Origin of the sequence: Alcaligenes sp. GCM10023179, from assembly GCF_042653705.1 — a bacterium.
GTDB lineage: Bacteria > Pseudomonadota > Gammaproteobacteria > Burkholderiales > Burkholderiaceae_B > Alcaligenes > Alcaligenes phenolicus.
In genome coordinates this window covers 1,389,727-1,412,817 of record NZ_JBHSIQ010000001.1, presented here as the reverse complement: position 1 = coordinate 1,412,817, position 23,091 = coordinate 1,389,727, and the positions used below count along the sequence as shown (strand labels likewise).

Annotated in this window: 18 protein-coding genes and 1 pseudogene; 13 read left to right on the top strand and 6 right to left on the bottom strand. The window is 50.7% G+C overall.

The genetic code is table 11. The features are described 5' to 3' along the window. Positions 1-7: 7 nt before the first annotated feature. The 11 genes from ACFPDR_RS06280 (at position 8) to ACFPDR_RS06230 (ending at position 12,619) form a co-directional block, all read left to right on the top strand. On the top strand, positions 8-1,120 hold the full coding sequence (locus ACFPDR_RS06280; protein WP_376910888.1) for a TrbG/VirB9 family P-type conjugative transfer protein: 1,113 nt from the start codon (positions 8-10) through the stop codon (positions 1,118-1,120). Continuing rightward, positions 1,117-2,229 (top strand): type IV secretion system protein VirB10, encoded by a 1,113-nt coding sequence (virB10, locus tag ACFPDR_RS06275; RefSeq protein ID WP_376910886.1) that lies wholly within the window; start codon positions 1,117-1,119, stop codon positions 2,227-2,229. The genes ACFPDR_RS06280 and virB10 overlap by 4 nt, the downstream gene beginning before the upstream one ends. Beyond that, positions 2,198-3,220 (top strand): P-type DNA transfer ATPase VirB11, encoded by a 1,023-nt coding sequence (virB11, locus tag ACFPDR_RS06270; protein WP_376910884.1) that lies wholly within the window; start codon positions 2,198-2,200, stop codon positions 3,218-3,220. The genes virB10 and virB11 overlap by 32 nt, the downstream gene beginning before the upstream one ends. Positions 3,221-3,235: 15 nt before the next feature. Continuing rightward, positions 3,236-3,502 (top strand): hypothetical protein, encoded by a 267-nt coding sequence (locus ACFPDR_RS06265; protein WP_268379034.1) that lies wholly within the window; start codon positions 3,236-3,238, stop codon positions 3,500-3,502. Between the two features lie 134 nt (positions 3,503-3,636). Then, the gene (locus tag ACFPDR_RS06260; protein ID WP_376910881.1) at positions 3,637-4,575 is read left to right on the top strand and encodes a TrfA; all 939 of its coding nucleotides are present in this window, start codon (positions 3,637-3,639) and stop codon (positions 4,573-4,575) included. Between the two features lie 654 nt (positions 4,576-5,229). Continuing rightward, the gene (locus ACFPDR_RS06255; RefSeq protein ID WP_376910879.1) at positions 5,230-5,652 is read left to right on the top strand and encodes a hypothetical protein; all 423 of its coding nucleotides are present in this window, start codon (positions 5,230-5,232) and stop codon (positions 5,650-5,652) included. 42 nt (positions 5,653-5,694) lie between these two features. After that, a complete protein-coding gene (stbB, locus tag ACFPDR_RS06250; protein WP_376910877.1) occupies positions 5,695-6,438 on the top strand; it encodes a StbB family protein in 744 nt (247 codons plus the stop codon). Continuing rightward, on the top strand, positions 6,431-6,865 hold the full coding sequence (locus tag ACFPDR_RS06245) for a hypothetical protein (RefSeq protein ID WP_376910875.1): 435 nt from the start codon (positions 6,431-6,433) through the stop codon (positions 6,863-6,865). Before stbB ends, ACFPDR_RS06245 begins: the two co-directional genes overlap by 8 nt. A gap of 62 nt (positions 6,866-6,927) precedes the next feature. Continuing rightward, entirely contained in the window at positions 6,928-8,517 is a 1,590-nt protein-coding gene (locus ACFPDR_RS06240; RefSeq protein WP_376910873.1) for a helicase HerA-like domain-containing protein, read from the top strand. A 37-nt stretch (positions 8,518-8,554) separates the two neighbouring features. After that, complete coding sequence (gene mobF / locus ACFPDR_RS06235) at positions 8,555-11,479, top strand: MobF family relaxase (protein WP_376910871.1); 2,925 nt, start codon at positions 8,555-8,557, stop codon at positions 11,477-11,479. A gap of 534 nt (positions 11,480-12,013) precedes the next feature. Further along, entirely contained in the window at positions 12,014-12,619 is a 606-nt protein-coding gene (locus ACFPDR_RS06230) for a hypothetical protein (RefSeq protein ID WP_376910869.1), read from the top strand. A gap of 106 nt (positions 12,620-12,725) precedes the next feature. On the opposite strand, the gene ACFPDR_RS06225 is transcribed toward ACFPDR_RS06230, so the two are convergent. The 6 genes and pseudogenes from ACFPDR_RS06225 to ACFPDR_RS06200 form a co-directional block, all read right to left on the bottom strand. Next, the gene (locus ACFPDR_RS06225; RefSeq protein WP_376910867.1) at positions 12,726-14,459 is read right to left on the bottom strand and encodes an ATP-binding protein; all 1,734 of its coding nucleotides are present in this window, start codon (positions 14,457-14,459) and stop codon (positions 12,726-12,728) included. A gap of 9 nt (positions 14,460-14,468) precedes the next feature. Further along, positions 14,469-15,563, bottom strand: coding sequence for an SIR2 family protein (locus tag ACFPDR_RS06220; RefSeq protein ID WP_376910865.1), 1,095 nt, complete (start codon positions 15,561-15,563; stop codon positions 14,469-14,471). A gap of 96 nt (positions 15,564-15,659) precedes the next feature. Then, the gene (locus ACFPDR_RS06215) at positions 15,660-16,610 is read right to left on the bottom strand and encodes an endonuclease domain-containing protein (protein ID WP_376910863.1); all 951 of its coding nucleotides are present in this window, start codon (positions 16,608-16,610) and stop codon (positions 15,660-15,662) included. A 208-nt stretch (positions 16,611-16,818) separates the two neighbouring features. Then, a complete protein-coding gene (locus ACFPDR_RS06210) occupies positions 16,819-17,100 on the bottom strand; it encodes a helix-turn-helix domain-containing protein (RefSeq protein ID WP_376910861.1) in 282 nt (93 codons plus the stop codon). Continuing rightward, positions 17,097-17,399: pseudogene (locus ACFPDR_RS06205) on the bottom strand (type II toxin-antitoxin system RelE/ParE family toxin). Before ACFPDR_RS06205 ends, ACFPDR_RS06210 begins: the two are co-directional and overlap by 4 nt. 74 nt (positions 17,400-17,473) lie before the next feature. After that, a complete protein-coding gene (locus ACFPDR_RS06200) occupies positions 17,474-19,357 on the bottom strand; it encodes a ParB/RepB/Spo0J family partition protein (RefSeq protein WP_376910859.1) in 1,884 nt (627 codons plus the stop codon). A 1,405-nt stretch (positions 19,358-20,762) separates the two neighbouring features. Between ACFPDR_RS06200 and ACFPDR_RS06195 the strand changes: the two genes are divergently transcribed. Beyond that, positions 20,763-20,930: a hypothetical protein gene (locus tag ACFPDR_RS06195; RefSeq protein ID WP_376910857.1), complete on the top strand. Its 168-nt coding sequence runs from the start codon at positions 20,763-20,765 to the stop codon at positions 20,928-20,930. Positions 20,931-20,990: 60 nt separating this feature from the next. Then, entirely contained in the window at positions 20,991-23,087 is a 2,097-nt protein-coding gene (locus tag ACFPDR_RS06190) for a hypothetical protein (RefSeq protein ID WP_376910855.1), read from the top strand. Positions 23,088-23,091 lie beyond the last annotated feature (4 nt).

Genomic DNA, 23,091 nt, shown 5'->3' with positions numbered 1-23,091 from the left:
AGTACCCATGAACCGATTTGCCAAAACGGCATTTGCGGTGGCACTGGCGTGCCTGGTCGCTACGCCTGCACTCGCCCTAGATCTGCCCAAACAAGCAGGCACTGACCACCGGATACGCTACGCCAACTACGACCCTCACAATGTCACCCAGCTGGATTCCGTGATCGGTGTGGGAACAATGATTGAGTTAGAAGAAGGCGAAAACTATCTGTTTCATGTATTCGGTGACAGTGAAGCCTATGAATTTACCGAATACACCAATCATCTGTTTCTCAAGCCTGTGGTTGATCAAGCTGATACCAACTTGATCGTAGTCACTGACCGCCGGAACTATACCTTCCGAATCGAGTACCACAACGAGCGGGAGACAAAGCAAGCCCTCTATAAATTGATCATGCGCTATCCCGACAGTGAAACGATAGAAGCGCGCCAACAGCAACATGAACAAACCGTTCAAGCCGCATTTTCTCAGGTAGGTCTTCCAGTGAACTGGCAAGCATATTCTAAGAGTGGCGACCTTGATTTAGCCCCGATACACGCTTGGGATGACGGCCATCAAACCTGGATGCAGTTTGCACCAACCGCCGAAATCCCCGCCATTTATCGAGTCACTGAAGATGGCCAAGAAGTGCTCACGAATTACCACATGGCCGATCACAGAACGATGGTGCTACATCGCACTAGCGCACGTTGGCATATTCGGCTCGGAGGCAATGTAGTCGCAATCCATAACGCCGCATTTAGACAGACACCCACAAAGCCACATACAGGAACAGCCTCTCCCTCTGTCGAACGTGTCGTCCATGGTGTTAAACCGCTTTCCCTGCCCTCCTCTGCTGGCCCTGCCGCCACTGCCTATCCGGCTCAACCGGCTTACGATCCGCAAGCTTTTGAACTGGGCCCCGAACACATAGAACAAAAGGACGGCAAAACGCTCATGACCTTCAGCTCAAACCGTCTGCCAATCGTCCAACCAGTCAATGAGCAGGGGCAAGCATACGCCGCAACCACCACCATTCGGCCTGGAAACATATTGCTCATCGAGAGCAATGCGGATGCTTGGCAAGCACAGAGCCGTGGTTTGACTCACATTTTCAAAACGGAGGAGTATTTGAAATGAGCCTCAACCAAACCAACTCACATGACGTTGATGATCGGGGGCCAAGCGACACCGGAAGTACGCGTCGCCCCTTGCCTCCGGGTGCCCGTGGCTTTCTGTGGCTCTGCCTCGTGATCGGTATCTGCATCATTGCAATCGTCATCTGGAACATGACAGGCACTCGTGCTGAAGCCCCTGTTGAGAATGCAGACCCTACCACCAGTGGCATCAGCAACTTGCTTCGATTACCTGAGCTAAAGGCGCAGCCAAGCCCTACACCTGCATCTAAGCCAGATACCTCTACGACTGATACATCGTCTCAAGAGCAAACTGGCACCATCACGTTGCCCATGATCCCAAGCCTGATCAATGGTGTTGATGCTCGACGGCTACGCAGTCCGCTACGCGCTCAGAACAATGAACAGGGGCAACAGCACACACAACAGAACGTCGGGACCTCAGTAACGGCTCAAGATGATGCCGGTCCATTAGCGAGTCAATTACGCCCGTTAGAGCTTGCTCCTTCTGTGGCGGGACAACTAGGGAATCGTAATTTCTTGATTACCCAAGGCACGATGATCGATTGCGTCATGCAAACTCGATTAGTTACCGCGCAGGCAGGAATGCTGACCTGCAACGCCACCCAAAACGTCATGAGTGCGAACGGGAAAGTCGTCCTTATTGATGCTGGAACCAAGTTTGTTGGTTATCAAAGCGGTGGCATCGAACAAGGTCAACCACGCGCATTTGTGACATGGCATCGCCTTGAAACACCCAGTGGCGTCATTCTCAACCTCGGCTCGCCGGGGACGGGTCCGTTGGGTGAGGCGGGCGTTGACGGTGCCATTGATCACCACTTTTGGGATCGCTTGGGCAATGCCATTTTGCTCAGTCTCCTCGGCGACTTAGGCAATTGGGCATCGAATCAAGGAAACAAGGGAGACGGCAATATCAGGTTTGATAACACCCGTGAGGGTGGCCAAGAAGTCGTTGCCAAGATTTTGGAGCACTCACTGGATATTCCCCCCACCTTGTATAAGAACCAGGGCGAACGAGTCGGAATCATGGTCGCCCGCGACTTGGACTTCAGTAAAGTTTATGACCTCAAACCCACCACTTACCGTCAATAGTGTGGACCGAGGGATTGCGGTTCGGGCGGCCTTACGGCCACTCGAACCGTATCTTAAAGACCCCGCTATTTCAGAACTTGCGATCGTGCGCCCCTACTCCGTATTTGTGCGTCAGCACGGAGCCTGGCATGAGCACGAGTGCATGCCTTTGACCTTATCTAGCTTAGAGGGTCTATCGCTCTCACTGTCTGTGTATAACGGCTTGGCACCAGCTCCCATCATGTCGGTCATACTGCCTGACGGTGAACGGGGACAAATCGTACAAGCGCCTGGATGCCTGGATAACACCATGGCAATCAATATCCGCAAGCACACCCAGCTAGTCAAAACACTGGATGAGCTGGAAGCAGAAGGCGCTTTCAACGAGGTTTGCGACAGCCTGGATCTACTCGACGAAAGCGGTCTAACACCGACTGATCACCTCCTACTTCAACTAAAAAACGAAGGTCAGATTGCACGTTTTCTGCATGAGGCAGTTCAGACTCGCCGCAACATCATCGTTGCTGGCAAGACCGGCTCTGGGAAAACAACCTTTGCCCGCTCCTTGATAGAACGTGTGCCACTAGAGGAACGCATCATCACGATTGAGGATGTCCATGAATTAATCCTCCCCAACCACAGAAACTTGGTACACATGCTCTATGGCGGTAGCCACGGCCGTGTGACAGCGACCGACTGTGTTGCGGCATGTATGCGCCTATCACCTGACAGGATATTTCTGGCCGAATTACGTGGTGGTGAAGCCTGGGAGTATTTGGTTGCTCTCAATACGGGTCACCCAGGATCCATTTCAACGACACACGCAAACAGCTCACTGGATACCTACGACCGCCTGGCCTCATTGATCAAGCAGTCGCCGACTGGTGGCCAGCTAGATCTGGCGACCATACAGGCCTTCCTGCGAAACACAGTCGATATCGTCCTGTTTTTTGATCGTTTCAAACTACGTGAGATTTTCTATCAACCACGCCGTCGAGACCTGAGCACTTGATTAGAGGAAATCGATATGAATGAACCCTATGAAGGCATTGGCTTCGCCGTCTATTCCTACAACTTGATGGCCGATGTCTACAACGACGGCCGAGCGGAACGAAAGAACCTAGAGCAAATCGCATCCGACATTGATGCCAGCTACCCGTGGGATGAGCGGTACGGTTGGCGCTACAAAGAATGGTTACGCGCCCGACGAGAGTTCTTTGAGGAACATGGGCTGCCAGGTCTTCAACCGCGTCGTAGTCTCAAACTGGGCAACGAACTTTCGGTTTATCGCTGAACGTCTGTACCAGTCCCTCTGCAACGACTAACCGCTACGCACGCTCTACGTGCATGAAGCGGTTTTTTTATTGAACGGCACAGGGGCGCGTATCCAAGCAGCAGCGGCCCTGTGCCCATGCTATTTGGATTGTCATGCCTTCGCAAAACCATCATTCCGCTGCCCGCTTAAAGGATGCCCTTAGCCGTCTGGCTAAGACAGCCAGTACACGAACAGCTACTCAGTACACACAGGACGAACAGGGGCCCCTACAACTGGAAAAACCGATGTTCAAACGTATCTACTTACCGGGTATCGGCGAAAATATACGAGCAATGCCCAACTACATTGCACGCAGCGGCATCTTCGCACCGATAGCTCGCGGCCACCGCACTATCCACGATGATGCTATGTTCCTGCGCAATGAGCGAGTTGTCATCAAAGGTTCGGGCAAACAGCTAGGAGAGGGCCATGCCGACATCTGGATGCACGCCATGTACCTGCAAATGACTTGCCCCGCTGGTCAGCGCCCCATAGTGAACCGAGCTGATTTTTTACGTGCGCTAGGTCGTCCTGTAGGCGGTAGTCAATATGAATGGCTCCATAACGCCATAAAAGACTTGGCCAGATTTACCCTGTCAATCGAGGCCAGTCGATCGAACGGGACTCTTAAATATAGCTTCGGCAACCATCCTTCAAGCCGCCTCTTGGCCATGATCGGCGGCTTTGATTATGACGATGAAGACAGTGAGTACACACTGTATGTAGACCCTCGCTGGGCACAGATTTTCGGCAACCGCGAATTCACATTGATTGACTGGTCTACGCGGCAATGCATGCGTCACGAGCTGTCTAAAAGTCTCCAGCGATTGATTGGTACGTCAAAGGATGAAGAGCAACGCTACAGCCTACAAATCCTTAAAGAACGCGCTCAATACAAAGGACGCTTACGCGACTTTCGCCCAGCACTAGAACGAGCCATCAATGAACTAGCAGAACTTGGCTTAATCCTTGCCCCTCGCATCGAAACGAGTCGACGCGGGGTCGAGCAAGCTGTTTGGTATCGCGTCAGCGACAAACCCCATCAAGCCTAGAAAACGTCACTGATTAGCCGACTTACATCGGCATAGCGTCGCGCCAGTTGGTCATGAAATGACCGGATTTGCCATGTGGATAACTTGCTCCAAGAATCGGCATAGCATCGCGCCTCATCGGCATAACGTCGCGCTTTATCGGCATAGCATCGCGCTTTGTCGGCATAGCATCGCGGTTACATTTCCAAAACCCTTTATGCATGCGGGTTTCAGAGCCTCTGTTACACCTCTACCTTCTTCTACCTATTTTCTACCATATAGGGCTGTGGATAACTCACTTGCTCCACCTTATTTAAGTTACATTTCAGAAACAATCTCCCAGCGCAACATTTCGCACCTTCGGGACGTAGTGCATGTGAACCACATGCGTATCACGTCAGTCCCCCACGCTAATCGCGTGGGGGAAAAGTAGCCGCCAAAAGAAGATTGGTCCCCACCCTATCGGGCGGGGATAAGTATCCCCCTTGGCCGCGGAACCCCTGCCGGGTTCCCTGTCCAGTCCTCCCAAGGTCGGACTGCGGCCTCGACCCTTCCCCAGGGGCCTTGCCCCCCACGCCCATCACCGGGCGCGGCTCCCCCTGCGCGGCCTGCCGCGCTTTTGTCTTCAACGTGGAAGGTGACATTTACCTTCCAACACAACCAGGAACCCTACCCATGCAACTTGACCAATTCGTCGAGCAATTTCGTCGCGCATTGGCCGATGCTGACCCACGCTCAACCAAAACAGCCCGCATACGCCTGCTGTTGCCCATCATCGAACGGCGGCTGGAAAACGGTTCGTCATATGCCGCGATTGTCGAAGATCTCGACTCAGTCGGGATATCCGTTTCGCGATCGGTCTTTGCCAGAACAATCTGGCGAATACGACATGCAAAGAATGCCGCTTCGGCACCACTACCCCTCGTCGCAATAGGGGTACAAGCCTCACAACCGCCACCAGACTCACCCGCCGTTCAAGGCCGTCCTAGTTCCATCGAATCACCCGCTGACTTGCGCAAATTCCGCGAGATGAACATTGATCTGGATGCACTGCGCGAAGAAGGCCGCGCTATGCGAGCCGGGCCTAAATCCTCTTAACCCCAGCTTTAATTCACCCTCACAACCTGAAGGAAAACTCTCATGAAAATCGCTGTTCTGAACTACACCGGCTCGGTCGGTAAAACCGTCGTTGCGTCGCACCTGCTAGCCCCACGCTTGAATCATGCCCAGATTTTCGCTATCGAATCGACCAATGAAACAGCGGGCGATCTGGGGCTGGATGTAGACCAATTGCGCGGGATACAGTTTGGCAAATTGTTCCGTGATTTGCTCACGCTGGACGACGCCATCGTGGACGTTGGGGCATCAAACATCGAGGAGTTTTTGGCGCATATGTCGCGCTACGACTTGTCTCACGAAGAGATTGATCAGTTCGTTCTACCGGTTGTCCCAACAGGCAAAGCACAGCGAGAAACCATCAAGACCGTTGCCGCCTTGAGCGGCCTGGGCGTGCCAGCACATCGAATTCGCGTGCTGTTCAATCGTGTAGAAAGCGATGTGGATGAAGAGTTTCTAGCGCTGCTGACCTACGCCAAGAAAACTGGCGAATTCATCGCCAATCCAAACGCTGTCATTTTCGAGAATGAGGTGTTCGAGCTGCTGGCCGATAAACGCATCACTATCGCATCGATACTAGCCGACCAGACTGACTATCGTCAGCAATTGCGCGAGGCGGACCCCAAAGACCGAAAACGCATCTCACACCTGTCGGACATGCATGCGTTAAAAGCGTTAGCCCGCCCAGTAGATCGTCAGCTTCATCGTGCCTTCCAGGCCTTATTCGAGGAGCTGCTGCCCGCCACCAACGGAGCTTCGCATGAGTGAAGAAAAAACCGCACGGACCAAGCTGGATCTGTTGTTTCAGGAAACCTTGGGGGATGTGGCTGGACTGATCGAACGCACAGAACGCGTCAACGACAAACTGCGCGAAACCGCCACCGCGCTACTGGCCGGTATTGAAGCCTTTTCCGCCGCCAATGCACAGCTACAGGCCTTGCCCGAGGATCTGGCCAACACGCTGGGGGCCGTGCTCGATCGCGCCAGCATGGATCTGACCGATCAAGTGGTGCACAACGTGCAAGGCAGCCTTTCACCTATTCGCGCTGAGTTGAAGCTGATCAGTGCGGACACAGCCCGATACGCAAAATTTGCACATATCTCGGCACGCAAGATGGCCATCCTGGCGTTGGTAATTGGGGCAAGTGCAGGGGTAGGCGCCACCACCCTCTTTTTGCACTTTTTTGCTTCATAGACGCGGCTGCATGCCTTTGCCTTGGGACTCAGCCCCTGGGCATATCTTTTCAAGGATTCTTTATGTCACCGATTACGAGACGACGTTTGTCTGTCCTGATGATTGTTGCATTCCCACTTCTGGCATGGATAACGGCCGCAAGCTTGGCCAGCGGGGTGGCCGTCAACCGTTGGGATGCACGAACTACTTGGCATCTACTGATAGCAACCGCCCAGTACCCGGTCCTCTATATTCCCCCTGCCATTGGGTTCGCTTTGTCACTGATTGCCGTTATTGCGTTAAGCAGAATGTTTAAACGCACAGCCGGTTTTGAAGGCGACCGATTCACACGACATATCCGGGGAACAAAAGTCGTCCCTATCGCCAAGCTCCGTTCGCAATGTACAGACCGAATACACCGACAGGTAGATGTGGCCTCTGTACCGATGCCTGTCAAAGTTGAAAACCTTCATTCCCTGATCGGTGGAGCAACTGGGAGTGGTAAATCCGTGGTGCTTCGCAGAATGGCCAAGTCCGTGCAAAAACGTCGGGACCGAATGTTTGTGATTGACCCCGATGGCGATTTGCTCAGCAAGTTTTGGAAGCCGGGCGACATCATCCTCAATCCATACGATGCTCGTTCACCAGGCTGGGCGTTCTTCAATGAAATTCGGGCGGAATATGACTGGAAACGCCTATCCCATTCAATGGTACCGATGAGCCAGGACAAGAGTGCAGAAGAATGGAACGATTACGGACGTTTGTTGCTGCGCGAGACCGCCAAGAAACTCTACACCGTCACTCCTGACAAAGCACACATCGACGAGTTGTTCCGGCTATGTACGATTGAGGACCCTGCCAAGCTCAAGGACTACCTGGAAGGCACATTGGCTGAATCGCTGTTTGTAGGTTCATCTGAGGCCAGTAAAGCGCTTTCAAGTGCTCGCTTTGTACTGTCGAACAAGCTGTCCGAGCACACCAGTATGAAATCCGGCTCATTCTCTATTCGTGACTGGATTGACGATCCCAACGGTGGGAATTTGTTCATCAACTGGCGCGAAGACATGGTGACCGCGATGAAGCCATTAGTCTCGTCTTGGGCGGACGTGTTCATTACGGCGGTCCTGTCCTTACCCGAAGATGCAAAACGACGCTGGTGGTTGTTCATCGATGAGTTGGCCAGCCTGGACGCCCTTCCCTCATTGGAGGATGGGCTGACCAAGGGCCGTAAAAAAGGCTTGCGTATCGTCGCTGGCCTGCAAAGCACGTCCCAACTGGACTACATCTACGGCGAGAAGAAGGCTCAAACGATTCGCGCCAGTTTTCGTAACTTGCTGGTTCTGGGCGGATCTCGCACTGACCATGAAACCGCTGAGGATCTGAGCAAGAGCCTGGGCGAGCATGAGGTAGAGCGTCATAAATATAGCGTCTCTCGCTCCGTCGGTGATCGCAATACCAATGATCAAAATACGCCGGTCACAGAACGGGTGGTAACCGCCGCGCAGATTCAAGCCTTCGATGATTTAACTGGCTATGTTGCCTTTGCCGGTAAGTACCCGATCTCACGGTTCAAGTTGCAGTTTCAACCCTTTACTCAAGTGATCGAGCCGTTCATTGAGTCGAACCAGCTCAAACGCATTGCCCGCTCAACACAAAGCACGGCTGAAGCGTAGCGACAGCCTGCTCTAGTCTTGCCAGTAGGAACACAACATGATTACTAAAGAGGTTTTACACCGCTCTGGGGCAGCCAAGCATTCGCACTACTATGGTGACCAGGCCGATGACTACTACAGCCGTGATGGCCAGGCCGCCCTTTGGCAAGGCAAAGGAGCCCAGATGCTTGGCGCATCGGGCGCGGTCGATACCCAGCGCTTTCATGCCATGTTGCGCGGCGAGTTCGGCCGTGGCGTGAATGCTGGCAACAGTATCCGTCACGACTCCCAAGCCCGCTCTGGCTTGGATCTGACGATCTCAGCACCCAAAAGCGTCTCGCTGCAAGCCTTGATCGGTGGCGATGAGCGCATCATCACTGCCCATGACCGAGCGGTTGAACGTGCATTGGCCTACGCAGAGCAGCATTTTGCACAGTCACGCCAAACCATCCGTGGTAAATCACAGGTGGAAAACACCGGCAATCTGATCATCAGTAAATTTAGACACGAAACGGCCAGAGCCACAGACAACTCCCCGCCGGACCCGCAGCTCCACACCCACGCCGTCATCATGAATCTGACCCAGCGCCAGGACGGTAGTTGGGCAGCGCTGAACAACGATTTACTGGTTCAATCCCGTCCGCTCCTGGACTCGATTTACATGGCTGAATTAGCCAAAGAGTTAACCGCCATCGGCTACGATCTGCGCTTTGAAAAAAACCATGTTGAGCTGGCGCATATCACGCGTGACCAGATCGAGCACTTTAGTAAACGCAGTGCGCAAATGAACCAGCGTCTGGCCGATGTAGGCATGGACGGTCCCACCGCCTCTCATGCGCAACGCCAAATGGCTGTGCTAGCCACACGTCAGCCTAAAACACAGGAGTTCACCCGCGATCAGCTACACGCTGACTGGACGTCGCAGTCAAAGGACATTGGGATCGACTTCCAAAGTAATCTGCACACCTCCAAAGAACGCGCCAAAGATCTGGCCAGTCTTACACGCCACTCACCTGAGCCCGAGACGCGTCAGCGCATTGCCGATACCGCGATGATTTGGGCCATCAAGCACTTGGCTGAGCGCGAAACAGTCATGAGCCAATCCGCATTGTTCAGTCATGCGCTGCGCCATGGGGAAGGAGCCGTCAGCGCAGAGCAACTACGACAGTCTCTAAGTCGCCTGGTTGCACGAAACGAGCTGGTGGCCAGGGCCTTCCATTACCGAAGCAGCTCTGACCATGAAGCCAAACCGCGCACACGGCAGGCCTGGGCGCAAGAGCTAGTCCAACTGCGCGGCATCTCCATAAATAAGGCCCTGCAACAAGTCGATCAGGCCATCGATGTCGGTCGGTTGACACCTACTGAACCACTCTTTGCGACCCAGACGGCATTGCGCAGTGAACGCGATGTCGTCTCCATGATGCACGCGGGACGCGACAAGGTAACGCCGGTGCTAGCGCGTGATCAATTGCAAACGGAGTTAACCGATACCACACTCACACCAGGCCAGCGCAGTGCCATCGAACTGATGCTATCAGGCCAAGATCAGGTGATGGGCGTACAAGGATTGGCCGGAACAGGAAAATCATTTGCACTACAGGAAACCAAAGCATTGTTAGAGGCGCGTGGATATCGCATGATCGCCCTAGCCCCTTACGGTTCACAGGTCGCAAATCTACGACAGGACGGCATTGAAGCGAACACGGTCGCCTCTATGACAACAGCCACCGAGACCGAGCGCCTGGATAACAAGCTGGGGGAAAAAACGGTGGTCGTTATTGACGAAGCTGGAGTCATTCCGGTGCGCGAAATGCAAAAGTTGCTACACCGCTTGCAGCCCAGCGGTGCTCGCATCGTATTGCTCGGAGACACTGGCCAGACCAAAGCAGTCGAGGCCGGGCGGGCATTTGCACTGCTACAAGAACAAGGCATGAAAACCGCCCTCATGGGGGATATTCAACGTCAGAAAAGCAATGTACTTAAACAAGCGGTTGAACTGGCTGCCGTTGGCAAAGCCAGCGCATCGCTCAAAGTTCTGGAAAATCATATCGTCCAGATCGACGATCGCATCACAAAACGGAATGACGGCACCCAAATCCGCGACAGCAGTCCACGTTATGAAGCGATCGCACGCGAGTACGTCAACTTGTCCGATACCGCACAAGCCAATACGCTCATTGTCACTGGGACCAATCACTCTCGTCGGGCCTTGAACCAACGAGTACATGAGCTCAGAGGTCTGAACGGCAAAGGACGGCAATACCGCCTACTCACGCGACACGACACCACCCGCGCCGAGCGCCGCTGCGCCAAGTACTACACGGTCGGCGATATTGTCCAGCCCGAGCGCGATTACAAGAATGGGATGAAACGCGGCCAACTGTATGAGGTGATCGAATGCAATCGCTCCACCGATAGGCTGATCGTTTTACCCCTGCGCCTCGATTCTGGCCAGGAAGCTCAGCCCATTGAAGTGATCCCGAAAACGATGAGCACTTTATCGGTCTATCACCAGCACGCCGCCGAAGTGTCCGTGGGTGACATGGTTCGGGTCACTCGCAACAATGCCGAGCTCGACCTGGCCAATGGGGAGCGCTATGAAGTACTCGGTATTGCGCAGGACTCGGTGACCATTGCGGCCAATGGCCGAGCCGTCACCTTGTCCGCAGATCAACCTCTGCACCTGGATCATGCTTATGCAACGACGGCCCACAGCGCCCAGGGCTTGACCTGCGATCGCGTGCTCTACAACGCGGAAAGTTTTTCACGCACCACGGCCCAGGACACCTATTACGTGAGTATTTCGCGTGAACGCCATCAGGTTACCGTCTTCACGGATAACGCCACGCTGCTCCCAAAGGCAGTCAATAGAAAGGCATACAAAGGACTGGCTCACGACTTGCTGCCAACCCGTAGCAATACCAAGCCGCACGAACTTAACCGGGCCAAACCCGAGAAGCAGCATACCGAACTGGAAATTTGAGGATTAGGCCATCAAATGGTAATTAGTTGGTAATCAATTAACGACTATTGGTAATTGCTTGGTAATTACCTGTCTATGGATTGGCGTCTATTTGGTAATTATTGGGTAATTGGCTAGTTTTCAACCCTTGTCTACAGGCTCAAATGCCACATGCGTACCCCATAGAAATGCTGTGTTTACTGGCTTATAGATAATTCTGTTGCTCAATTTGTTCCACACTACCTAAAGTCGCCAACCTTTTGAAAGCCCGCACTCATGCGGCTTTCGGCACCCCGGCAGGGGTGCGTCCTGTGTGAGACCTTAAGGGCTACAAAGAGCGCCAGCTCATTGTGGGACTTTTGGTCTCTTGCCTGGTCCTCAGACCAGGCAGCGTCACCATGATGGGGCCCCGGCAACGCCGGGGAAACTCACTATCCCAGAAACTTCGATTTAGCTGCTGCTAGACAGAGCGGCCAGATAGTCACGCCTTCATCTCTACGACGGGGGCTTCACCAAGCAGTGCATAAAGCTGCACGCAATAGGAGATTCACGACGATGGAAAAAAAACTCAACAATGAAAATGACAGTACCAAACGCAAATCAATAGATGATCACGAGCGACGGCGACAAGCCGAAAAGTCACGCGCGGTTGAACAGCAAAGGCGAACCAATACCATGGACGGACCTCGATTATTTCGTGATGTGATGATCAAACTGGAACTCCAGCGGCAACCGGCTGAGCGTGAGCACATCAATATGAAACTTTATGAGGCCAGTATGTCATTAGAAAAATTGACATCAACCGACCACGCAAGAGAGGATCAGCGAAATTTTGAGTCTCCAAAATCTGAACATCAATTTGTGCATGAAGAATCTGAGGGATTTCAAGCCTATGACCGCGGTTATGCAGCAGGCCTGAAGGCACAAGAGATGACCGTTGCAGGACTGAAAAATCCAGACGTACTTGAAGGCTATATCAAAAGGCTGGAGGGACATCGGACAAATCTGTACATCGGAAAAGATGTCAAGAATGCACACATATCACAGACGACTTTTGAGCGAGTCAATCAGCTATTGACACCCGCTTATGAGAGTAGACTGCATAACATGGAGGAGCAAAGTCTTGAAGTAAAATCGAACGATCCAGAACTTGACCGCTAAAAACTTACTGCCCACAAGAAGCAACGAAGGCCACCCGAGAGATGGCCTTCGTTGTATGCAAATAACGTGAGAATCAGATAATTATTGCTTCTCGCCCAAAGTTACTTTACTGAATGTTTTGCTTACGCCAGTTATCTACTGCAATCGATAGGCGTTTTTCGTTGACTGGTTTTTGCCATTCATCCCAGAAATTGACCGTGCCGCTATTCGGTTTATTTATGGGCTCTTCGATCCTGATTCTGCTTGGTAGCAAGCTCGCATCTCCAACAACCAAGGCCTCTCCTGTATCAAGAGTCGGCAAGATGTCGCTGAAGCCCCCGAGGCTATCGGGCAGGAGTCTCTTGATAACTCCCTGATCCTCTGCGTTAGTCAGCCTCATGGATACAAAGTTGCTACATTGACTGAGCATCGTTTTATTCACCTCGGAAGGACGCTGGCTTATAACGACAAGGCTGACGCCATACTTACGGCCTTCCTTGGCGATTCGCTCGAAAATATCCAGAGAGATATCGTCAGCTGATTCTGCCATGTTTCGTTGAGGCATGTAGAGGTGCGCTTCATCGCAAAGGAGAGCGATAGGATGGCGCAGCTCGGATGGCGTCCACTGTTGGACAGAAAATGTGACACGCGCAACAAGGGAAACGATAAGCGGGAGAACGTCAGATGGAACTTCGGAAAAATTGATGATCTTGATACCAGCTTTACCATTCTCTTCAGAGCTTCCAAGCACGGCAGTTGTGAACTTATCAAGCCAGCTAAAATCCAGAATGTCCCCGCCACCATTGAACATGAAGCCAAGGCGCCTATCGGAAATTTTATTCTCAAGTCGTGAAATCATCCGAGCGAGCTTTCCAAAAAAATCACCCTGCTTTTCCTTCCCGGACGATGCACCTGGAACCATCTCCACATTGATATCGTTCAGCCTCTTCATCAGAATATCCAGATCAAATGGAACCGGGCTGTCTACAGTGAAGTGCTTCAGAATTTCCTTCTGACTACCATCCTCTAGATATTTTCTTTTGGCTTGGTTGATTTCGCGAGACATGATCATGGCTTGGTTAGGCGCATTCTGATCGCTACGGTCAACAAACATTGCCACGAGTGCTTCATACGAAAGTAGCCAGTAAGGCAGATAAAGCACTCCATTATCAATGGTACGTTTAGCTTCAACATCTGCGGGGCCAGCAACCTTGAAATGCTGAATCCCTTTGCCTATCAATGGAGCATACTCACCGTGAAGGTCAAAAACGATGGCGTTAGCCGTAAATAGCCCAGCCATCTGCTCTATGATTCTAGCTGTCGCCCAAGATTTACCAGACCCTGTGCTGCCGCCTATGAAAGCGTGGCGTTGAAAAAACTTATTACCATTAAGATAGGCAACAGCATGCTCGTCTAGTGTGTACTTGCCTAGCGTTAGAGCATTGTCATCAGCTGAGACACTGGAAAGCGTACGCATAAAGCTAGTAAGGTTGTCGCTCTCTAGTGAAAAGCAATTAGCGTCGATTTCTGGAACACTCTCCAGAGTGCGGCGAAAAACGTTTTCTCTTTTTCCATCACGATCCAGCATCGTGCCAATCAAGGCGATTTTGCACAGATTCAATTCCGAGGATTGCTCGCTAATTCCATCATTGACAATATCTTCGATGCTACGCTTACGAGTAACTTGGGTGATGAGACCGATGAGATGCTGTCCAGGCCTACTGCTTTGAAGTACGGCCAAGTGGTTGACTTGCAATTTTTTTAGTTGGTCAACATTTCCCACTTCCACGATAACGTTTGTAGTGTCAACGGAAGCAACCTTACCTAGCGCGTCTTCATCCCTAAAATTAAATATCGGCATCTCTTCTTCCTACATGATGAGTGACAAGTAACCCTCAAGACTCCAGATATTTCTTTCCACGATCACTGGAGTCTTATCCAAAGAAGAGTAGACGATGGACTGATCGTCTGATTCTCCACGCTCAATTGCCAGGTAATTCTGCACTTTGCCACCAGTAACTAGCTTCCTGGCGGCTTCTGAAAGTGAATGAGTGATAATCGTAATCGGGCTATTCTGCCTCTGGCATCTGGCCATGAGTTTAGGCTGAATGTGCTCATCATTGAAACCATAACCAATGCATAAATAGGATTTCGCCGAAGTAATAGCTTGGTCAGCACTGTGAATGATTGAACGGTATGGCTCTAAATGTGTAGTTTGGTATTTTTGAGTGCCAGGGGTAACGATTTCAGGCTTGTAATTGACGGGTATTCCTTGAATGTTTGAAATTGCCACAATGTCCTCGAGTGGCGATTTAAACCAATCCAGCGACCCGTGAACCTTCCAGATATTGACTCTTCGGGCAGAATTGGTCTCATTTGGGGCGGCTAGTTGCCGGAAAAACCCGTGCGTAAAGCCAGTAAAATGGTGAATTCGCTCTTGATCACAGGCATATTCTGCAAGCCTGTCGTAATTAGTAGTAATTATATTTAATTTTGTAAGACTGCTTTTGAACATGTGGCGGAGCAGTCGGCTAAGCGGGAACATTCCCTGGTTCTGGAGACTTTCGTTAAAAACTTGAATGTCTTCAGCGTTGATGAGAGACCAGGTTGAATGGATAATTCTGGATGTTAATTCGGCTGTAACTGCCACTTGGTGTAGTGCCGACTCCAGATCAACGCCTGCATTTAAGACTTCACAGAATTTTCCCCAAGTTTCTGTCTCACCAGCGGATAATTTTGAAATATCGGTATTTGCGACTAAGTGCTGCGCAAGCGCCCACATCCCAGACATGCCATGGGCAGCCGATGCACCGCTGCCCAGGATGATAAGTGGAGCTTGGTTATAATAGTCTTGCGCTTGTTTTTCAAATTTTAGCTCTGGCAAAATTCCATCCTTGATATTGTGGCAATCCCAAAATCGGCCATGAAAACCTATCAAGTCTCGAAGAAAAACACCATATGACATTGATAAATCGGTTCTCTAATTAGAGCAGTGACTTTTGATCTGCCCCTAATGTGTGTTTTGTTAGGCGGTAGACCAAATATCATTTAGCGATTGACCTCATAACTCATAAACATTAAGTCCCATTGATGTGCCAATTGGGTACCAAACATCCTGCCAACGAACGTGGGCCAAGTCAGTCTCTGCAAACGCAGTCTCATCATTGCCTTTTCTGAGAATTTTTCCACCAGAAAGGAACTTGACTACATGCCTACCCAACTGATTTTCCCTAAACCCCTCGGGCAAAACAGATCGTAATGGATAAACGTATACAGGGTCATCAGCTACTAGGTAGAAATCATCAAAAAAATGAGAAAAACTCACCATGTGGTTCCCTAGCTCTAACGAATACCACTCATCTGCAACGATGTTAATTCTGACCTCACCTTTCTCGTATTCTTTTACCGTTCCCTCCAAATAACTGATTTCCTCTTGCTCCTCAGGAGGGAGAAACACAAATGCCGTAATAAAAGATTTTTCGTGAAGCCAATCAACGGCGTGGGGGATGAATTTTTCCAGAGACGGAAATTCCAACGATTTGTTCGGATGAAGCTCCCTATAGAATCTGAATGCTTCTGACATCTGACGAACCAGAAACCTGTAATCGATATACATGACACGATACTTAGAAGGCGCTCGTTGCATGCGTTCTTTGTAGATTTGCCGTACCTCTGCGACGCAATTCGTTGGGCTTCTATTTACTTCCCTGCCTGTAAATCTGATTACAGTGTAACCAGCCCTTGTTAGATACCTCTGTCTCACAGCGTCTTTTTCAAGCTGCTCTTTGGATGAATGAAACTCATGCCCATCTAGCTCAATAATTAACCGAGCGTCTTTCAAAATGAAATCGACACGGTAACGGCTGTGTTTCTCAAGGTCTCCAAACCAATGTTCCTTTTCAATGAGCTCGGCCATCTCATCAAGAGCATTACTAAATTTATCTTCAATAAATGACTGACCTCGATCCTTATACCAACTGGGTGGCACTTCTGGTTTCCCTGGATATTTCATGGCATCTTTTGAAATTCTAACCTTTACGATACAAGCCCAGTGGGTCGGTGTAGCTACACTAAGATACTAACGCTGGGGGCAACTTTGAGGATCTGCTATTAGAAAGAGCCTCAACGGCTAGTTGTGGCCGAAAACAGCCCTCCACTGTAATTTTAAGCCGAGATCAAATCTGACAGAGTCCACCAGATTAAGCCTAGTTTTCTATAAATCAGGTAACCTCCAACACCCGCATTTCAATATGAAATCCGGCTGCTGCCGCCATATTCACCAATAAGTCAAGACCAAACAAATTGATCTTGCCGCGCATTAGATCAGAAATACGTAGTTGCGTCACTCCGAATAGTTTGACTGCTTGTGCTTGGCTCATTCCGGTACGTGTGATGGGATCCTTTAATGTAGACAGTAAAGCAGAACGCAACTTCATGTTTTCCGCTTCTTCCGGGGGATCGTCGATGGCATCCCAGACACTAGTACATCGTTGGTTGCTCATTGATGTATCTCCTTTAGCAAGTCACGGTAGCGCTTCGCAGCCAAGTCCAAATCAGCTTTACTAGCTCTCTGAATCTTTTTCTGAAAACAGTACAACACATAGACAGCATCTACCTATTTGGCGATGCAGAAAATCCGAAACACCCCTGCAGTATCCTTAATCCGAACTTCTCTTACCCCTTTCCCGACCGTATTCATAGGCTTCCAGCCGTCCAGTTCCTTACCGTTTTGCACGTGGTCAAGCTGATAACCTGCCCAACGCGTAGCTTCAAGAGGAAAGGCTCGAAGTCGAATAAGCATGACTCTAGTCAACCACGAGATAAGCATTTATATCGTTCAGATGCTACCCCACAGTGGGGTAGCACTTCCGGAAATCAGTCTTTGATTGCCATAATTGATGGTAGCCAACCAGTACCATCCAAGGCTTGCTCTGCCGCTCCCACCGCCTCTTTCTTCTTCATCCGCACTAATGATGCAGCTTGCTCGGGCGAAGCTGCTATAGAAACCACTTCCACCAAACGATCTTTTGAGACGTGACTTAAGTAGGTTTCCCCCGTAGCACTCCACCACTCAGGTATTTGTACGTCCAACAACCCGGCCAGTTGATCAAGTGTGGCCGCCTGACTGGACTCCTGATGTTGGATGCCCTGCACGGTAATAGCCACCAAATAGGCCAATAGTTCAAGCAGTGTCTCGGTATCTTGACTCAGCGCCCAGGCCAACTCGCCACCGTCGCTACCTGGAGTAATCACATCACCCCAATGCTGCTCGATACGTGCTAACTCTTGGCCTGCGCGGCTTTCCGGAAAGTCTGGCGCGTCTGCTGCCAAGGGCTCGCAACTGGTTGAAATACCCAATCCAAAGCCACCGTGACTGTAATAGCCAGCGCCATAATGACGACGCGCCAGTTGAGCGACCAGCACAGCCAAGGCCACATTAGGATTGTTGGCCAGGGCAGCTTGCACAATGGCCGTTTTATTGGCGGTCAACTGGCGCACCAAGCGTTCAGAATGCATTGGACGGGTCTTCACTGCCGGCAGGGAAACACGCCCTACTCCCTCAGCGTCTTGTTGCTGCTCCTGAGCTTGCGCACGATCTTCCGGGCGAATCAACCCTTCAACTATGTCCAGTACACCTTGGTAATCCAGACGGACAATACAACCTGCTACGTTTTTCTGACTGTCGGTATAGGCTTCGCACTGGTTTTCAATCGCACGGATTTGCTCTTGTAGTTCGTCAAGCTGCTGATTCAATGCTTGCCATTCATCTTCATCAGCCTTTTCTTCCTCGTCTTCAAGAATCGCTATGTCATGCATCAGCGTTTTTTCTTGGATTTGCAACTGGTCAATCGCCGCCGCTTGCTCCGGCGTCAAATCAACCTGCTCAGGATAAACACGTCCATAGCGATTGCTGACTGGTTCAGAATCAAGTGTGACCTCTGCCCAAGCCCAGCCCTGCGCCCTCAAACTGGCAGCAGTATCTTGCAACTTGTTGAGCGCCAGTCGATCAACCAAAGCTCTATCAATTAGATAGATACCGTTCAGGTCATCTTCATCAGCAAACAAATCTCTCGTGACCCCGCCGCCAGCCGCTTGATAAGCGTCCAGGCCGATAAAATGCACCAGCCGGTGATTAGCTGTCATGGCTTCTTCAAGCATGCCGCGAATAACACGGGGGCTCTTTCGGTCCCACATATTTAGATTGGAATAGACCTGCACTTGACGATCTTGGTTGTCAGTCATTGCATACGCCATCAGCGCATCCAGAGGCAATTCATTGTCACGATATGCTTGCATCAAAGCGGGTGCCACTCGCCCTAACTGCAAGCGACGGCGCACAACGGTTGCGGTGACGCCAAACGCGGCAGCCACATCTTCAATGATTTTGCCTTGTCCGATCAGCTCAGCGAATGCTTCAAACTCGTCTGCCGGGTGCATCTGCTCACGCTGCACGTTCTCAGTAATCGACACAAGCAAGGCATCTTCTTCATCGTAGAGATTGCCTGCGACTAACTGTCCTTCCGGCCAACGCCCATCCTCCAACAAATGATGGATTGCCTGCAAACGCCGTCCCCCTGCTATAACCTCATGGAAACCGCGTTTTTTGCTTTTGACTACCGCCAGGGCATGAAGCAAGCCGACAGTCGCAATCGAGTCAGCCAGTTGTGGCAACGGTGTCTGACTTGCGGTCTTGCGAGCTTGGTATTGCTCCGAGACAACCAGTTTGCGCGGGTCGAGCTCAATAGCTTTATGTTTCATGATGCGTACTCTCTCTGAATCAATGAACAGTCGAATTGCCAACCACAGGCAATGACTCGGAAAGGAGCGCGGACAATAGTCCCAACTGGGCAACGGTCAACCCTGGTAAACGAAAGGGTGTTGCGGTCGCATGGGCTTCTCGCCATTCCTGGGCTAATTTGATAAGATCAACTTGCATTACGTGAACTCCTTCAAGGTTGTGTGATGCCTGCCCCTGTTTCGGTTGCTGCCGAACAGGGGCTTCTTTATGCTGTGTGTATATAGAAAAATCCAACGAACACCGCGCATTCAGGCAAGGTTGATGACTGGCCCCAATCATCGCTATTTCGTGGGCCAAAACGAGGGTCTAGTGGGTCATGGCCAGAACTGAAAAGAACAGCCCCATTTGGCTTGACCACATAGTGAGTTTCAGATGTTTCATCATCGTCCTTCACGGTTACGATGTACCCCTTATGCCGAGTTTTCTGCGCTTGCATGAATCACCCCTTTAAACATTCCAAGGATTTACCGCTGACCGGGATCGAAGATTCCGAGCCCGATTCGTAGATATGTGTTGCGTTCTACATTTCGGCTTGCGGTGTGTGCCGCCGGTCTCGTTAGTTCGTCGCCCTTGCCGTGCCGAACCATGGAAGGACAAACGGAAAGGGACCGTGGAATAAATAGGGAGCGAAGCGAGCGGTTTATGCCGCGAAAGCCCTTGGCGTGCGGGCCTGGAATGGTACGGTCGGCGTTGTTGGGGCGACGGACTGACGAGATCGGATTCGCGGTAGCCCAGTAATGAGAGGACGCAACACAGCCGCGCGGCGAGCGCCTTCTGTGCGCAGCGCACCAACTAGGCCGCACCGCGGCCCTGGCAAGCAAAGCGCGCAGGCCCAATAGGGCCGGAGGTGTAAAGGATCGTTAACCTAGGAGCTGATGAAATCCGTAGGGATTCAGTCGAGCCGCTTGCGTGGCAATAAAGCCTAGCCCGTCAAACAGACACACTCAGCGCATAGTGGCATAGCTCAACTTTTGACTAAAAAAACCGATCCAAAGTCAGTTAATTATGTACAAACCCATACTTGATCTGACAAAACCGTAAGGTAGGAGACGCCCCGAAGCCAACGTCCACTCTGCCGTAAGAGGCCGTTCAAGATGATATCCCTACCGTTTGCGAGTGCCCCTCTAGGGCAGTTACGCGTTGACACACTCCTAAATGAAGTACCTACAGGGTTGCGGCTCTTTATTTTTGCTAATAACTAATGTCTTGCATAACTGATCTCGTATCTCGCACGCATTGATTGCTACCGCAACAACGTTTCGGCAGAGGTTCCCCTTTACGCTAAGGATCGGTTGCGTTATTATGTTAGGCCACCTGCGTCAAAAGAAAGGCGCACATCCTACTGAATTCTGTCGGAGTTTTGTCATGACTGTTGCCGAAATGATCGCTGCTGCCAAAGCGTCTGTCGACGTCGACACAGATCGTTTGGACGCTCTGCGTGAAGTTGTTGCTGACGCCTCAAGGATCTACGAGGAGGAGACTACTCGCAAATTCGCGGCTCCGGAAGACTTCGCACGTACATATAGCCTGTAAGCATATTCCGCGTCTCAGCAGCAGCCCTAGGGCTGCTATTTTTTTGCCTAAAAAGATAAAATGATTCCATTTTTGGTTTGTGCATTTCAGAAATCGACATTCAGCAACCTAATCAAGGAGTGCATCAACTCCGATTTCTTAGATATTTTTAACAAGCCACAGATAGATTACATCTTTAGATACCTAGAAGAGATAGGAGCAAAATCTGTCGTTCTTGAGTATAACTATATCGACAAAGACTATCTTGACGATTATTCAAAATTTTACGTCCGTCGATTTAATAGCTCTGGACACACCTGCTCTCGATTACATTTCTTCTCGAAAGAACTAGACCACCAGCAGTTAGAGACGTTACTGAATGGCAATGTCGAGCCTAAAGAGCATACTGATCTTCAGTCGACATATCTTGGCTTCATGGTGATCAAACCACTGCCAAAGACCTTTATCGGAAGAACGTGTTTAAAGCAGTATTCTGAAACGATGGGGCCCTCGCAGAGCAAATTCTCACTTCTATCGCGGCTCTACCATGTCAGCTTCTTTGGTGTACCCTTGACAGTCAACTCCATTGCCTTCCAGGAGCAAGACAAAATCGTCGCAGCATGTGCGACCACATCAATCTGGTGTGCCCTGAATGCGATGTTCTGGAAGCAAGTACGCGAGATTCCATCCTGCAGTCAGATCACCACAGATGCAATAAATTTCATCGAAGGGTCTAACAATAGCTTTCCGAACAAGGACCTTTCGAACAAGCAGATACTACGTGCACTCGATGTGGAAGGCCTGCGGCATCATTTCGAGAGCCTCAAGAGGATTTCTGCGAAGGACTTGGTTGAAACAATAAAATGTTATATAGACAGTCGCATTCCAGTCATCCTTGGAACGTCCGTATTTTCCGCGGATGAAACTGGGGAAATAGCGAAGTTTAAAGGAGCCCACGCTGTAACGGTTCTTGGTTACAAAGTGTCGGAGTCAGATCAAATTTTTCTCTATCTTCATGATGACCGCCTCGGTCCCTTTGTGCGCGCGGCACTGGTCAGCCTAGACGAAGATCAAAGAAAAGAAGTTGCCACAAATAATCTGACTTGTGGCATCAAGCTCCAAATGAAAGAGAAAGGTGAATGGCTTCCACCGCATGAGTGGCTCGTCCCCGAGCACCTGATTGCTGCGACAAACAGAAAAGTGCGGATTCCTCTTTCCTCCGTGCAGCGCACCTGCCGGTCTATCATCAGGCTTCACAAGAAAGAAGTGAAATTGCTTAAGGCTAACGTCAAGAGTGAATCGAATAGTCCTAGCGATCTTAGCCAAATCGACTTTCGAATCAGGTTGCTGGAAATATCCGACCTAAAAAAGGTTGTTTGGGAGAGAGGTTCGCTAGTTAACTGTCAGCCTCCAGAGTCGACAGCGACGTACGGGATTCAGCGATTGGAGTTTTTAACCTCGAGTCTGGCGCGTTTTCAATGGATAGTCGAATTTTCATTCCAAGAGAAACCGGCTTTCGATATGTTGATAGATGCCACCGATATTCCTCAAGGAGATGCAGTATCTGCAATCCTGGTTCGAGATAGTCTTAGCGCGGATGCCATCCTAGCGCTGATGTTGAAATACGCCGACTCGACCACTTCTCTGGAGATTTCTGACGCTGATCCGGACTTTCTCAGTTCCTTTCTGCGGAAACTCCGAAAGCCCAAGAAAGAATTGAATATGCATCTAGATGAGACGTTCGGAAAGCTGAGGGCGCCACGGTATTTTAAGGCTCCTGAGGTCGCCGAGGGTGATCTGCCAGTAAATCCGTCCGCTTCGAGTTTTTATGATGCCTCTGAGAAGTCTCTTGAAGACTTGTTCCCGGCCCTCCTGGAAAATGAGAATGCGCACTCGTTGATTTGGGTTATCACTCATGATGGATCATTGGTTATAGCTGATGAGGTTCCTGGTATTGGACACCCACGACTTACAGGCTTCCGACCTGCCAGAATTGCAGGTGAGCTCAAAAGGGCATCTGGGAAATGGATTATCAATGGAAAATCCGGGCGTTATAGCGGTGACTACGAAAACAAACAGGCTTTGCTTGACAATGCATTGCGTCATTTCAAGAGCATATTCCCGAGTTCACGAAATGATCTGACCGTAGATAATAACTTTACCGGATCTAGTTCCTAACGAC